Source organism: Mucilaginibacter ginkgonis (genome assembly GCF_009754905.2).
Classification (GTDB): Bacteria; Bacteroidota; Bacteroidia; order Sphingobacteriales; family Sphingobacteriaceae; genus Mucilaginibacter; species Mucilaginibacter ginkgonis.
Window position 1 is genome coordinate 2,835,073 of record NZ_CP066775.1, and the last position, 15,465, is coordinate 2,850,537.

Genomic DNA, 15,465 nt, shown 5'->3' on the forward strand with positions numbered 1-15,465 from the left:
CTAACTAATCACAAGGACATAAGCAATTTCACATAAATTTCTCATGTTCTTTTGTCTTAGCAACAAAAGAACCAAAACTAAGCGCAGCGATCTCATGAACACCAGTAAATCAAACAACGGTGAATAACTGCCAAGTCAGCGCAAGGCTTCTTTTGCCGCACAAAGCCTTTGCCCTGCAAAATTGCTGCGTCGGCCCTCAACCCACTGGCGTAGTGCCCGCAGCAATTTATCACCGAAGCTGCGCGCTGACATTACAGCCCGGGAATATTATCTGACTGCAATTGACCGTTCCATTAACTATGGTATTACCTTAAAAACTAATGCTCCCCTCTTGAGAGGGGTTAGGGATGTGTTATCCGCAATTACTTACAAACAACCCAAAACCCTGATCCGTCAGCTGACGGACGGGTGTAACATGTGACAGTTTCCTTACAAATACTGACTTATTAGTATCTGACGCTATTTTGTCAGCGATGTAAGTTACTGTTTATCAACGATGCACAACTGTGTCAGTGTTTCAGATTTGTGGCTTTTGACGAAAAACTGTAACACAAGTGTTTCAGGGTGTTACACTGACATTTTTCCGGTACCGGCGGGAAGCCATAAAGAATTTCTGTTAAGATGCTCGTAATCAACTGGTTCAATACTTACCGGCGACGTTGTACAGAATGTTTAGCATTAGCGGAGTTACAGCAGGCGTAACATCGCTTTGCACAAAGTGACGTTTAAACGCGATCACCGCGTCTTTAAGATTGCTGGTGTCATAGCCGATCAAACGTAAGGCAGTTACATAGTCGTAATGCTCGGGTGCGGGGACTACGATGTAGTCGCTCCAGTAGCCTATGCCGTATTGCGCTACGGTTTTCCATGGGAAATACGGACCCGGGTCGGGTTTGCGTTTTGGCGCCCAATCTTGGTGGCCTATAAAGTTTGCAGTTGGGATATTGTATGATTTCTTTAGGTAAACCAGCAGCGCCACAAGGCTTTTGATCTGCGGACCTGTATACGGCTCGCTGCCGTTATTATCGATCTCGATGCCTACAGAACAGCTGTTCATATCAGTGATGCTGCCCCACTTGCCTACCCCTGCCTGGTTGGCGCGCAGGTAATCGTTAACCATGTGGAATATTTTACCGTCTTTGGCCACCACGTAATGCGCGCTTACGGCAGTGCGGGTTAGCGTAAAGGTGCGCAGTGTTTGCTGCACCGAATCTTGCGCCGTATAGTGGATAATTACATAGTTAGGTTTGCGCATCCCGAAGTTTACCGTACCTACCCATTCGGCCGGCACCGTACCGCCCGTGCTGTCTATCAGCATCGGCGGGTTTTCGTTGCCGATTATCTTCAATAGGCTGTCGGTCTGGTGGGTATACACCTTGTTGGTAGCCGCGTACACGCTGTTATCAACCGGAACGGTATTTACCACCACATGCTTTTTTGACGAGCACGACGCCAGAATAACTAAAGAAAGTACAGCAAGACAAATGCGTTTCATGGGGCTAAGATAGCGGATTGGAGAGATTTTAACCACTCGCTAATATCTAAGTTACAATTAGACTGTTCGTCAGTTAATTCTATGCTTTCAAATTCATGAAAGGTATGGTCAAGATCATTGTCCCATTGCGCGAAATGTAAGTCCGGCACTTGCCACTCATTGGCGTAAAAGAACTCGTCATCAATTAAACATTTGTTGACAATTTGGTTGACAGAAGCGACCGATATTTGGTCTTTGTTTCCAAAAACAACAGAACTATAGTTTTTATAATTACCTGCGTCGCGGTAGAGATAGTTAAGTTTGATGTTGGGCATGGTTATACGTGAAAGATTTCAACAAATTCTCCATTACCTTTGATACGCGCTTTTCTAAAAAGAAATTCTTCTAAAAGGCTTAGGTTGTAGATGTGAACCTCTGAAAATTTGCCGGCGCGTTCAAGAATTATCGATAACCCAGTGGTTGTCGGCTGCCCGTGCCATACTTCTGTTGATGTCATCCCCACGAACAAATGATATGCGAGCCGCTTAAACGCGTTTTTATAAAAAAAGTCTTTTACGGCATTGTGTATTCGTAAGGGATTATTGTTGCTAATAGTGCTCAAATTCATTCGCGAACAGCTCTGCTTTAAATTTCTGAAACCGAAATGTTGGAGAATTAATGGAAGTCTTGATTCAACTAATACCAAATTGTTATAGAGTATTGGATCGCTATAATGTCCTTTGAATACTCTTGTCGCTTTGCTGAAATTAGATTTGTTGGTAAATGCTGCGACTAATTTCAATATTTGCCGGGTGCTTTTGGAAATTTCGAATCGATCAATTTGTGAGTCATAAAATAAAAAAGAGAGTGGCGGACGACTTTTCATCATCTCCAAAAGTATTTACTCAAATATTACCTGTCAATCGGATATAAGTGAACTATGATTTAAATGTATCGTTATGAATTTTAAGAAATTCTGGAGAGGGTTGAAACTTCTTTGCCTCTAAAATTGATCCCCCATCATATTTTAAGAAATTGTCTTTGATTGCTTCAAGCGTTTTTCCCTTTAGAAGGCGTGTAGAAACTTTTACTTTTAAATCTTCTGTAACTGTCAGTAAGCCGCAATCAAAAGCCTTGTCGTGTAGCGCATTTAGCGCCAAGCCGTTATTAGGGTTGAGCCTATCCGTTTTATGTTTACTCCACGGTACTATGTGACTTGCAATAACTAATTCAGGAATATTTAATCCCGTTATGCAACAACGATTATCATAGTTTGACAGGACAATTTTTCTAAAAAGTGATTGGTTAACTCTCACTATGACCATTCGCTGCCGCTCTTTACCTTCAACTTCTTTTAAATTATCAAGATCAATTCCATTTAATTTCTCGACACTGGTGTGCTTTTTTGCCGCCAGCAACTTTTCACTTTCAATAAATTGCTCGTCCCAATTATGCATGTATTCCTGCCAAACTTCTCTATCTAACTTACTTACATTTTCGAGACCCTTAATTCCTCTCTGTTGAAGTTTGACATCAAAACTCGCAAAGTTTCCTAGCTTCCTTGCTACAGCACTTGGACTTCTATCAATCAAAGAAGCAAGTTCAATAACATCCTTATTCCCTTTGTGCATCTGTCCAAAAGGGATTTTACAATACAAGTTGATAGCTAGAATGGATTGTTCTTTAGTCCAGAGAGATTGGCCGTCTTTCATCAGTGATTATTTTGAGTGAACAATTTAAAACTATTCAATCAATTAATTACTTGAACTACCCCACCCTCCTTACTGTCTGTTCGTCTTTTTCACCATTAAAAAACTTATCCAGCACTCGTTGAAACACAGGGTCGGTGTTTTTGAGCAGGCTAAACAGTGTCATGCTCGAGTGTAGTTTCATATCATCCGGCGTGCCGAGTATAGCGGTGGCGTTGCTGCCGGGCAGGTCTAACAGTGCCTTGCTTATCTCAATCAGTCGCGGGCCCAGTGTGGGGTGATGCAGGTAAGCTTCGGCTTCGCTAAGGTTTTGTATGGCGTAATGTTTAGCCATGTCGCTGTGGCCAAGGCCTGCAATCTGCGGAAATATGTACCACATCCAGTGACTGCGTTTTCGCCCGGCCTTTATTTCCGCCAACGCGGTTGCATAGTCACCAGCCTGTGCTTTAAGAAACCCATTGAGATCATACTGTGCTGCCATGAAAAGTAAACGCAGCAGTTGGTAATTGGTTCGCCGTTTAAGGTTTTGCCGGCTTGGTTTTCTTTGGCAGTTCCCTTAGTAAGAAAGCCAGGTTGTCCACAGTGTCACCCTCAACGGTGCGCCTGATGTGGAAATCGAGTTTCTCCGGCGTCGATTCAAAGTTAATTTCTTTCAGCTGGTCGGGGTCTATTTTGGCATAATAATCACCCGGGGACAGTCCCATATAGCTAAAGTAGCCGTCCTGTTCCGTTGTGGTCCGGGCTACCAGTTTGCCCGCGTTGTTATAGAACCCAACAATTGCGCGGCCTACACCCCTGTCTTCGCCATCCTCGATAAAGCTTACCCTGCCCGATACCTCGCTGGATATGGTTACCGGCACATCTATCTCTTTGGTTTGGTTAGGGTCTACCGCGACACTAAAGTTGTGCTTCTTCAATCGCCAGGCAATACTTTCAAAGCTCAGCGGGTCTATCTCTAACAGGTAATTAATGTATGGCTCCAGGTCGGTAATACGTACGCTGGTATCGCGGGTGTTGATCTCTACCCTGCCGCTGTTAAGCTTTAGCTTTATTCCGGAAGCACGCGGTTCGCCCGGGTCTTTTTTACCATTCTCGTTCAGGTCTAAGAAGGCGATGACGTTCAAGGCACCCTTGCCCACATTGGTGTAATTTTTAAAACCGGTATAGCCCGATTTCCCATCATAGATCATGCTGCCATTGGCCGATTGCGTGTACCGGGTGAAGGCCTTATTAGCCCGCACAGACGCCGAAGTTTGCGCAAAAGGCAGATCATATCTAAAGCCTAATTCGACAGTAGGCAGGTTTGCATTCAAATCGTTCTCTATCGAGAAGTTCATGTAACCATTTCGCCATAGCCGGCGCTCTATCTGGTCTTTAAAATTTACAATGCGGCGGTTACGGTATTCTACCTGCACCTGCTGGGTAAACAGGTACTGCCTGAAGAGCGTGAGCGTAAACGCGAAGTTTGAGTACAGGTATGGCGCCGAACTTTTCACCAACACACCGTAGGTATTCACACTTGCCAGAAACTTCCCCGCGGAGGCGGATATAAGCCAGTCGGCAGTGGCGTAGTAAGAGCCGGGCAGCAAGATCTGGTCGAAGGTGAAACGGGTAAAGGCAGCGAATGAGCGGCTGCGCAATGGGATGGAGACGATAGCCTTACGCTCTTCGAGAAACGTATTGGCAATGGCGGTTTGCCCCTGTTTGTACCAGGTATCATTATATTCTATCTGCAAGCCCGACAGCAGATTATAAGTAGCTACCAAACGGGTGCGCACATTATAGTCGTATTCGCCCGATACCAGCAAGTTTTTAAATACCCTTGCCGACACATTAGCAAATGGGATGAAGTTGCCGTTGTTCTTGGTCTTAAGAGAGTCGAGAATAATACCTGTGGTATTGGCCGACGTGTATTCGGCACCGGCGCCCACCGTTACCCGGCTGCTAAGGCCATATCCTGTGGTAAGGCGGGCAAACTTCGCATTCGTGCCATCATCAACCACACCCGATGTTACATTGTATTCAAATTCTTTTTTCGGCAAAAATGTGTATGGTATCGTGATGTTTTGCTCGGTATACCGCTCCTCTCCGGACGGACCATAGAAGCGTAGCTTGATCTGCGATGAACCGTAAACCAGCGGCACCTGGAAGGTGTACAAACCCGCGGCATCTGTACGGACGAAACTGACCAGCACGTTGTTCACGTACAACTCTACCATCCAGTTGGGAAAGGTGGTATTGGTCAACGTATAGGTTCCATAAGCCCGCCTGAAGGTAGTAGGCGTGTTGGTTAAAGTTACTCCTAATATCGGGGCGTAAATAGAAGAAATTGATGTGGCGTACACCTTGCCCGCTACGATCTGCCGCAGTGCAGCATTATCATTATTAGCCAACCGCCATGAATAAAATTGGTTGCGCTTGTCAAAATGGTCAACGGTACTGTAATTTAAATTAAGATTAGTCTCACCGCCGGCAACCACTGCACCCAAGCCTAAATAGGCCCGGGAAGTATTTCCCAGGTTGGTTTCCTGAGAGTTAATGACAGACCAGTCTGCCATGCCGAATTTGAACGCAGGATAGGTGCGCTTAACTACCGTGTCGGCACGGGTGGCCACGCCGACTTTCAGGGCATTCGCGCGGCTATTATTTAAACGCATTTCGCGCATTACCGGTAGTTCCAGCTCTGTGTTTACGTTGATAGTGAGGTTACGGAAATTGAAATTGCAGTTTAGGGCGAAAACCTTCCCAAAGTAGCTTGACTCGAGGTACAGCATCCCAGCAGACTTAAACAAGCCGCCCTCAACAACCGGAAAAGGTTTGCCTTTATAATTGATCACACTGTGCAAGCGGTCGATGTTGTACGTATCTGCTTCGCTTAAAAAGAAACCGGTGAGCGAATCGCGGTCGGCGGAGGGCACATTCTTTATCTTCAGGAAGTCGAAAACGTAGCTTACGGGCAGGTAAGCTTTCTCATCCTTTACTAGTATATTCAGCTGTGTATTATCAACATTTTGAACGTTAAAAGCGACCGGTACCTCGTCATAGTCGCTTTGGATCTGCGCTTTAGCATCGGGCAAAAAAAACAGCAAAACGGCTATTAGCGCGGCAAACGCTTTAGTTTGAAACAAGAAATTGCGATAACGTCTATCTCTTGCAAACATTTATTAAAGGGTGGGCATAGAAAGGTGCAACATCAAGATCATTGCTGCACAAAGGTTATATTAAAAGATCCCGTGTAGTTGCCCGGCACACTACCGGTATTAACGGTAAGGGTACCGCCTATGTAAACCGGGTAAGGGCTGGGTGTACGTGGCACCACAAATGGCGACGTCGGGGTAGATGAACCCAAATGTAAAGACATAGTGCCACCGCCAGATCCCGTAAGTGTTACGTCGCTGCCGTTCACAATTGTCACTACCACACCGGGTTCAGAATCGATATTGTAAATGGCCGGCGCATACGTGTATCCCAGATTAAGTAAAATGATACTTCCGCTTGATGAGCGGCTACCTGTTGAGGTTACCTGCACCGTTCCGCCTGATCCTGTCTGTGAAAACGCGCCGAACTGCAAGCCCTGTGCATTGCCAATGGTCACCTTTATGGGGCGCGGCGGTTTTTGCGGCTGCGCGAAAGATATCAAGGCGCATAGCATCAGCATGCAGAACGTAATCGTAGCTAATGCTACGTTCTTCGTCGGAATTATTTTAATTGGATCGGCTCTCATTGTGATTCTGGTACAAATATTTTCTTAGCATGCATTTTTCCGCCCGACATAAAGCTGATCACGTAAACGCCGATCACCTTGGGGCTACCCAGGTCATAAATGCCATTGCCGTTTATTTTTTGCCTGCTAATGATATTGCCTGTAATACCTACTAACGACACGTCGCCCGGCTGGTTATCTACATAACGTATGTTGGCGAAAACGTGGCCATCTTTGCGGTACACATAGAAGTTATCCGCGTCAGGCGCAATGTTCTCGTCTTTGTCATTATAGGTGATAAAGAAGCGATTGTCGTAAGTGCCGGCGGCAAGTTTAATGCTGTATTTAGATCCGCTTTTTAAGGCGATATGCCTGCCGATGCGCGCGTCGTAAAGGTATGGGTTAACCCCACCCGGCAGGTTCTCCGCGGTAGCAAGCGTAAAGTCAACATTACCATCTTTCGGCAGCCTTAAGCTTAGCGGAACGATTGTGCCGGTGTCCATTTTTGAAAGCGCGTTTATGGCCAGCCTTAAAGTGCCGGCCCGCTGTACATAAAAATTGGGCACATTGTCGTTGGTATTCATCAGCTTAACGGCGTCCAGGGCCTTGTTGAAGGTCGGCGTAGCCCCAAAATCAGTGTAAACAACCACAGGGTCCGCCGATTTAGCATCTCCGCTATAAGCCGCGGTAACCCGCACCAAAGAGCGTGTTATGCTATTGCTTTTAAAGCTGTTGGATTTATGGAAATAGGCAGTGAGATTATTAACCCTTACCGCATTTGTAACGCCTAAAGTGCCGGTCACAGGGTAAGCACCATCCGACACGTGCACAAAAAAGCCTTGCATAGATGCGATAAGATTAGTAGCTATACCATCACTCGACACCCCCCCAATGTAAGTGCTATAGGTACCATCATACTGGTTGGCCCCGCTCGGGCTTGCCGAGTCGAAGTAATAAAGCGCGTCATCAATATTGGTCTTCGTCCACCCACTTGTCGCCGACCATTCTATGGGCGACGGGTATGGGTTGCCTACCAGGTTAAAGCCTTGCGTATATGTTTGATTTGTGTTATAGATCGTTTGGCTTAATGCGCCATCATTTACTACACCTGTTATGGCAACTGTTTTAGCCGCTGTAGCAGAACCGAAATCTACCGCGTAGCCAACAAACGGAGTCAATGGGTTAGTGGTTGTTGTATAGGTTCCGAAACCTGTATTGGCATTAGCCTCGGTATAATTGTAAAAGTTAGGAAAACTGGCGTTCAGGTCGACGACAGACGAGAACGATGCCACAGTCGCTGCCTGTACCGGCGAGCTGAAATACTTGTATCCATAGCCCGATGCCAGGTAACGCTGCATGGTAACGTTGCCTGTAATGCTGCCTGCGCCCGTGCCGTCAACCAAGGCGGTTTGGGTAGCACTCGATACAAGTGTAAGGTTACCATTGGCGTTAAAAGTGCCAAGTGTTGGATAAACTACGCTCAATACGCTCAAAGCACCGCCAAGGGTGACACCTGCGGAGTTATTGGTTTTTAAGTTACCTAAAGTATTTGTAGCGAACGTGGCTGCCGGAATGGTTTGCGCGGTTGAGCCGTTCAACTCTACTGTAGCCGCCGTGTTAGATGCTGTAAATGTGCCGCTATTTGTGATAGTGCCTGCAATCTGAAGCGTACCCGTGGTAATAGTCAGCGACGCACCGCTTTGTATCTGCAGGTTACGGGCAATGTAAGTCCCGGTTGGCAAAGTTGGATATATGGCTGCGCCACTGGCTATGATCACGTCCGTACCGCTTGTTGGCACATAACCGCACCAGTTGCGTGAGTTTGTCCAATCGCTGGTACCCGCGTTACCTGTCCATGTTACCGTTGTCGATGTATACACAAATTCATAAGCACCCATGTCCGGTGTGGTAGCGTTGCGGGTGGCTCCCGCGATATCTGTGGTGACAGCTGCTATGGGCGTGCCGGTACCATAAATGGCGCAGTTGGTGCTGCCGTCAGGTACCAGGTCTGCTGTCGAGGCAACGAATGTAACCGCCGCGTTGACTGAATGGCTGTCCCCGCCGGATGATGTCTTCCAGGTGGCAAATGTCCTGGCAACGCCCGATCCCCATTCACCCTGGTTTGCGGCTGTGCTCGCGTAAAAATCGTTATAATCTGATGCCGTTGATGACCATCCGCTGGCCGGAGTGGCGGCCGGATTACTTACAGCATAATTCGGACCGGTGCCCGTCCGGGTATTTACCAGGATGTTATCCATCAGGCTAATTACATTGGTCAATGGCCTTATAAAGCTTGCACTTTTAGCGCTGCCCGTACCGGGCGCACCACTTATCTGTACAGAATTATAGTACAAGTTTACCAGCCCGCTGGCCGAGTTACCGCCAGCGCTTATACCGAATATTTTAACGTTGTTCGTCGCGGCGCCGTTACTTAGTTTGATGATGTTATTGTAGACGTTGTAGGTGCCCGATGTCGTTGTCGCAAGTATACCAACCAACCCTGCGGATGTACTGGTAGCCGAATTGGTTAAACCGTAAACCCGGTTATTGGCTATAGTATGCGTGCCGGCAGGCGCGCCTGAGACGCCAATACCAATGATGCCTACCGCGGTAGCGCTTGTAGCTGTTGAGCTTAACCCGAAGATCATATTACCTGTTATATTCTGCCCGGTTACAGTCGCTGTATTAACGATCCCTGCAACAGCTGCTAAAGATGGTGCACCGCTTTCAATAGTAGCATCAGCCTTAGCAGAAGATGTGGTCAAGCTGCTGATGGTATTATTAGATACCGTAAACTTGTAAGCACCGGCGTTATTAATACCTACAATCTGGGCGGCAGTCCCGGTAGAAGGATAGGTAAAGGCATTTACCACGTTATTGCTGATGGTAGACGGACTAACCGCAGAAATACCCGTGTAAAAAGTAGATCCCGCGTTTGCGTTAGCAGCCGCTGTAATATTCTGCACTGTATCTGCCTGGATGGTAAGCACAGCCGCGCTGTTAGTTGTTAAACTGCTGATACCCGTAAAACTCCCCGAAGAGGTAGTACTGAGGTTGCTGATATTATCGATACGGTTGTTGCTGACCGCCACAGGCGAAGCCACAGTACTTGCGAGCACGATACCTGCCAGCGATGTGGTAGTCGCTGTGGACGTTGACAATACCCTTACGCTATTTGCAAGGGTTGCACTGCCAATTATATTGTTGTTGATCTGCGTTGGTGCGGTTGTACTAGTAGCTGCAATGAGTTGCACTGTAGAAGGTGCCGGCGCCGCGCCAACATTATTAATGTCTATGCCGCCAATTTGGTTGTAGTTAATGGTGCCGCCTGTGGCCGCGTGGCTAATGCCGTTAAAAATAGACGTAAATGTAGCGGTAGCAGTAGTAGTTGTAACGGCAATAGAGCCGTTTACGGTTTTAGAACCGATGATGTTTCCATCGGCAGTTGATGTGCCGCCAACAGTAATATTCGCTCCTGAAGTTTCTATCCCCCTGAAAATTAATGTCGATGCCGCTGTTGGTACCGCTGATATGCTTATGGCAGATATAGCGTTGCCTTTGATAACAGACGCTGTCGTTGTGGTAGCTGTAAGCGATATACCGGTAAAAGACAGGTTGCCCGTTGAAGTGTAAACCGCGTTAGCTCCGCCCGCACCTGATGTTGTACCGCCAATGCTGTTTCCGTTGATAGTGTACCCGGTGCCTGTTGCCACCCGTATACCATACAATTGCGTACCTGCCGCAAAAGCGCCCGCTGTTACGCTTGCATTATAAAGATTATTTGTAGTGATTGTCCAGCCGGAGTTTCCTGCCGTAAGGTCAATCCCACGATTAAGATAACTGTAAATATTGCTGTTAGATATCGTGTTGCCTGTATTTTCCTGGCCTGCGGTTGTCGTTCCCGTAGAAATAATTGCTGTGCCGGATGTACTTGTAGAAATTGTGCCGTTTATATTGCAGTTATCTATTATGTTATTGTTATTACCAATCGTGCCATTACCGGTGCTGAAAAAAATGACACCGTTTGTGGAATAAGCATCCGCTTCCAGATTGCTTAAGGTATTGCTTACCGCACTGTTAGCAAAGGTGAAAGCCGTGCTACCTGTAGCAGTGGCCGTGTAGGTATTTTTGAACAGCAGGCTTTTGCTAGTTCCTCCGTTTATAGTTACCCTGTCTGCGCCATTAAAGCGTATTAAACCTGTAGAAGCGCTGCCGCTGATGGTACGCAAAGTTGTCGCGTCGGGCTGAATGGTTAATGTGTAATTACTTGAAGCAGGCGACTCTGTCCAGGCATTTAAAGCTACTGTTCCGGCTTCAGATGAAAGATCGGTTGTGATATTTACCGTTACGTTGCCAGACATGCCGTAGGTGTTGATCTGATCAAACAAACCACCGGTATTGGTTAGCGAGGTATAGCCACCTGTAGTGCCCACATTATAAGTACCATTAAACCAAACGTTATAACTGTTGATGGTTCCGCCTAAAGGAAAAGCCGATGATGTCAGTGCCACACTCGCAGGTGTAGTAGCAAAGGTGCCCGAGTTGATCTGCACGTTCGGCGCAGCCGCGATATCTTGCGCGGTTACAAAGTATTGAATGTTACCACCCGCGTTTGTGCCGCCGCCAAAAAGCAAAGTATAATCTATATTAAAAGTAAACGGCGACGTGGTTCCGGTGGCCTCTACATATTTCCAGCCGTTAGTAGCGGAAGTATTGTCGACATAAGTATTGTTATCGACAGAACGCTTATAGTATAATCTGGGTTTATAACCCGGAATGGTATTTACTCCATTGGCATCGGTTATCGTTACCGATGTTAAGCTAATACCGGTTGACACGGTTTGTGTGGTAAGAGCGGTATAAGTTATCGCAGGTTTGGTTACGTCGTTGATTATTTCGTCGGCACCAATGGTTGGCGCTGTGCTACTGCCTATGTAGCCGGTATTGCCCTGGCGAATCTCCCCATCGATATCATCGGTGATCCCACTCACGTTGGCACCCGCGTTTTTTGCGGCTGGCGACGCCGTTGGCGTAAAACGTAAAAACGAAACTGACGATGGTGTAGTGCTGATAAAAAAGCTGGTCTCGTCTTCAGATACAGAGGCAGTTTCACGTGGGGATATGTTTGTACCAGCCCTAAAAGTAGCGATGGTCTGATAGCTATTTGTACCATCGTAGAAAAGAAGGTTGTTTACAGATGCCGTTCCCGCGTAAAATAAGTTATTGTTCGAGGTAGTAGCATAATTTGTACTCGTCCCGGCGCCGGTTGTGCCGCTCCGCCGCAATGCTACTGTTTTACCTGTGCCTTTTGGCGTCGCCAGGTTAATAATAATATTGTCTCTCAGGTCTAATATTACCGCCGCGCTGCTGGCAGTAGTATTGTTGATACCATACACACCCGTACTGCCAAAATTGGTCCCGCTTGACGTGCCGGTGATGTAAATACTATTAAAATAAACGTTATAGTTGGTTTGCGTGGTAGAGGAGTTGTTGATATTTATACCTCTTACAGCTTCGGCGCTGCTTGCAGACGGTGCTGTTATCGTACCAATTACATTATCATAAATATTACAGATGAAAGGTGTAGCCGGGCTGGTACCTGCAGCTGCACCTGCGCCGCCGGTCGCAATAATGCCGTTGGCTAACGCGGTTGCCGTCCCGCTACTGGTATTGGCGATGTCATAGATTTTATTTTTATAAACATTTACGGTATTTATGGTACCACCGGAAACCAAAATACCATTTGCTGTTTGAGACGTGGTACTGGTTGTAGATATGCCATATACAAGGTTTTTATAAATCTCTTGTATAGTACCGCTTGCGCCTGCCGTTGCGCTTATGCCATTTACAGAACCTGTTCCGGACAAGCCATTGATGGTATTCCCCCATATATTTGGATTACCCGCAGCTGTAGTGATCCCGGTAATAGTACCTGTGCCGCCGCTTATAGCATTAAGCTGATTTCCTGTCACCGCATTGCCGTTAGGTGTTATGTTGGCAATTATACCGGTGATAGCACCGTTACCTGTAGTCCAAGTACTAAGTATGTTGTTTTGAAAATTTACTATGGCAGAAGTGCTCGTAGCGGTTATTGACGAAGTGATGCCTGTTGTTGTCCCGGTACCACTGTTTGTCCAGCTGCTTAAGTTATTCGAAGAAACCAAAATGGATCCGGTCGCGGTTGCCACACCACTTGGCAGCGTAATGCCAACTATAGCAGCGTTTGCATTATTAGTCAATCCTGTGATTGTATTTTTTTGTACCGTTAAAGCAGTGGCATTTGTAGCGCCCGACAATGTTACACTTATGCCGGTAACAGTGCCTGTGCCGGCGTTTGTAATGGTGTTTATAGTATTATTTGATACAGACGCATTTACGGTGTTAGACGTGCCTGAAAGTGTCATCGCTATTCCGTTTGTAGCACTTGTTCCGCTCGGCGTCCAGTTCGTAAAGCTGTTGTTCTGCACTATGAGTGTGTTACTGCCGGATGCGCCGCTGTTGCTCATCGAGATTCCGGTTAGTGCGCCTGTAGCGGTGTTAGCACTGCTCCACGCATTAAACACATTGTTTTGTATTGTGCGTGTGGTATTAGCAGCGCTGTTGTCTGTAAGGTTTATCCCCAAAATACCCGACGAGCCATTGGCCGTAATGTTCGAGAAGTTATTGTTATTATGATTGATGGTACCCCCGGTTGACGTTCCGGTAAGGGCTATACATGTAATGGATCCAACAGCGGTTTTGCTTAAAGTCCCGGATATGCTGTTACTATTGATATCAAGGGTACCGCCGGTTACAGCTGCAGAACTGGTAATTAGTGTAAGCGCACCTGTTATATTCGGGTTAAGATTATAAAAAACATTATTGCTGATGTTGCTGGCGGCAACGGTTGTCCCACTGGTAATGCAAGATAACGCCGTTGTACTGGCCACCGTAGTTGATATTATGGGGTTGTAAAAGCTGTTACCGGTAATTGTAAGTGTTGCAGCAGAACCGCCGCCATTATTGTAGACAAGTACACTGGTACCGGTGTTAGTATTGGCTCCATCAAGGTTAAAGGATGATAAACTAAGGCTTTGAGACCCCAGGCTGTTACCTGTAATAGAAATTGTTGTGGTTACCCCAGATCCATTGTAAATACTATAAATCCTGCCTGCGGTTGCGGTTGTAGAACTGTTGGTTAAGGTATTGTCTGCGACTATATTTCCCGTTATGGTAAGCGTACCGCAAGCGGCATTATTAAATATGCCTGCAAGCGTTGGAATATTGTTGCCCGAACTTGTGCCTGTATTAACCACAGTATTACCGGTAAAAGTGTTATTAAGAATGCTTAATGTGGCTGCCGTGGAAGTATTGTAAATACCATAAAAATTGCCTGCGGCAGCAAGGCTGAAAGCGTAACTGCCATTAACAACATTATTATTTGTGATGGCAACAGTGTTTGATGCAGCCGTGCTTCCCGAAGCGTTTTCTATTCCCGTAACCAGGGTTGACGCGTTCCCGCCGTTTACTGTGATAGTGTTTGCGTTTACAGTCGCGCTCGCACTTACAGCGGGCCCAAGATAAATACCCTTCACTAATCCCGGATATAGGGCGCTGGTTAAAACATTATTGGCAATATTGACACCCTGCTGGCCCGATACAAAAATCCCCGCAGAAACGGTAGTGACTGCAACCGCCGTGTTGTAACTGTAGCTTATCGTGTTTTTTGTCGCGGCAGAACTTCCGCCTATGTCATTGCCGGCGTCAGCGTAAGGAATGTTTGCCGCCGTGGCGTTGTAACCTATAATCTCTATCCCGTTAAAGCAATTACTAATGGTATTTGAATAGATATCGTTATTAGAATTTGGGCCTATAGCAGTATTAATACCTAAAGCCGCGTTACTATTGGTAAACACGGCGTTAGTGATCAATATCCCTGTAGAACCATTAGGCACCGGGCCCGTAGCCGATGTTGCGGTAGCGTTATTGCTTGCACTGAGAGAAATACTGCAATTTTTAATGGTATTGTTCTGGCATCCGTTTGTAGAAGTTTTAAACATGCCGTAGCCGTATTCCATCTGCTGGGCATTGGTAGTATTGGCGGCGTTTTCTACCAGATCTATACCGTCTATCGTTACATAATCAGACCCTACAAATCGCCATATACCGTCAAGCACAAGTGTTGTACCGCTGGTATTGGCCACGGCTGTTCCGGTGTATGAAGTGATCTGTGGATTAGCACCGCTGCCGGACTTTTGAAAGATGATGGGATTTGCCGATGTACCGGTAGCGGTTAATGAAATTGTTGCAGATAAGGTTTCGGTGTATCCTGCAGCTATGTTGAACGTTACACCGCCCGTGCCAACACCACTGGTATTAAGTGCGGTGACAGCTGCAGAAATAGTAGCGTAATCGCCGGGTATGGTGAATGTACCGGAAAGCTGCGCGCGGGCGTCGACAGTTATACCTGCAATTATAGTAATCACAAGCACAATTGCTTTCACAAACCGTTGGCACATACTCATAGCAATGCTTAGATAGCGACTGTAATTGGCATATTCCGCCTGGTGTTTAACCCGGCAGTTTATATCAGGAGCTTA

8 protein-coding genes are annotated in these 15,465 nt (G+C 46.6%); all 8 read right to left on the reverse strand.

The genetic code is table 11. From position 1 onward, the window contains the following. Window positions 1-640: 640 nt before the first annotated feature. The 8 genes from GO620_RS13200 to GO620_RS13235 are packed head-to-tail and all read right to left on the reverse strand — an operon-like array spanning window position 641 to window position 15,351. The gene (locus tag GO620_RS13200) at window positions 641-1,495 is read right to left on the reverse strand and encodes an N-acetylmuramoyl-L-alanine amidase (RefSeq protein ID WP_157526916.1); all 855 of its coding nucleotides are present in this window, start codon (window positions 1,493-1,495) and stop codon (window positions 641-643) included. After that, window positions 1,492-1,809, reverse strand: a complete 318-nt coding sequence (locus GO620_RS13205; protein WP_157526915.1) for a hypothetical protein — start codon at window positions 1,807-1,809, stop codon at window positions 1,492-1,494. Before GO620_RS13205 ends, GO620_RS13200 begins: the two co-directional genes overlap by 4 nt. Window positions 1,810-1,811: 2 nt before the next feature. After that, window positions 1,812-2,363 carry an HpaII family restriction endonuclease gene (locus GO620_RS13210; protein WP_157526914.1) on the reverse strand — a complete coding sequence of 184 codons (552 nt, stop codon included), beginning with the start codon at window positions 2,361-2,363 and terminating at the stop codon, window positions 1,812-1,814. Window positions 2,364-2,412: 49 nt separating this feature from the next. Continuing rightward, window positions 2,413-3,186 carry an HNH endonuclease gene (locus tag GO620_RS13215; RefSeq protein ID WP_157526913.1) on the reverse strand — a complete coding sequence of 258 codons (774 nt, stop codon included), beginning with the start codon at window positions 3,184-3,186 and terminating at the stop codon, window positions 2,413-2,415. 55 nt (window positions 3,187-3,241) lie between these two features. Then, window positions 3,242-3,664 carry a DUF1810 domain-containing protein gene (locus GO620_RS13220; RefSeq protein ID WP_157526912.1) on the reverse strand — a complete coding sequence of 141 codons (423 nt, stop codon included), beginning with the start codon at window positions 3,662-3,664 and terminating at the stop codon, window positions 3,242-3,244. Window positions 3,665-3,701: 37 nt separating this feature from the next. After that, window positions 3,702-6,344: a hypothetical protein gene (locus GO620_RS13225; RefSeq protein ID WP_157526911.1), complete on the reverse strand. Its 2,643-nt coding sequence runs from the start codon at window positions 6,342-6,344 to the stop codon at window positions 3,702-3,704. Window positions 6,345-6,382: 38 nt separating this feature from the next. Continuing rightward, window positions 6,383-6,907, reverse strand: coding sequence for a DUF4402 domain-containing protein (locus GO620_RS13230; protein WP_157526910.1), 525 nt, complete (start codon window positions 6,905-6,907; stop codon window positions 6,383-6,385). Beyond that, the gene (locus GO620_RS13235) at window positions 6,904-15,351 is read right to left on the reverse strand and encodes a beta strand repeat-containing protein (protein ID WP_200230113.1); all 8,448 of its coding nucleotides are present in this window, start codon (window positions 15,349-15,351) and stop codon (window positions 6,904-6,906) included. Before GO620_RS13235 ends, GO620_RS13230 begins: the two co-directional genes overlap by 4 nt. Between the last annotated feature and the right edge of the window lie 114 nt (window positions 15,352-15,465).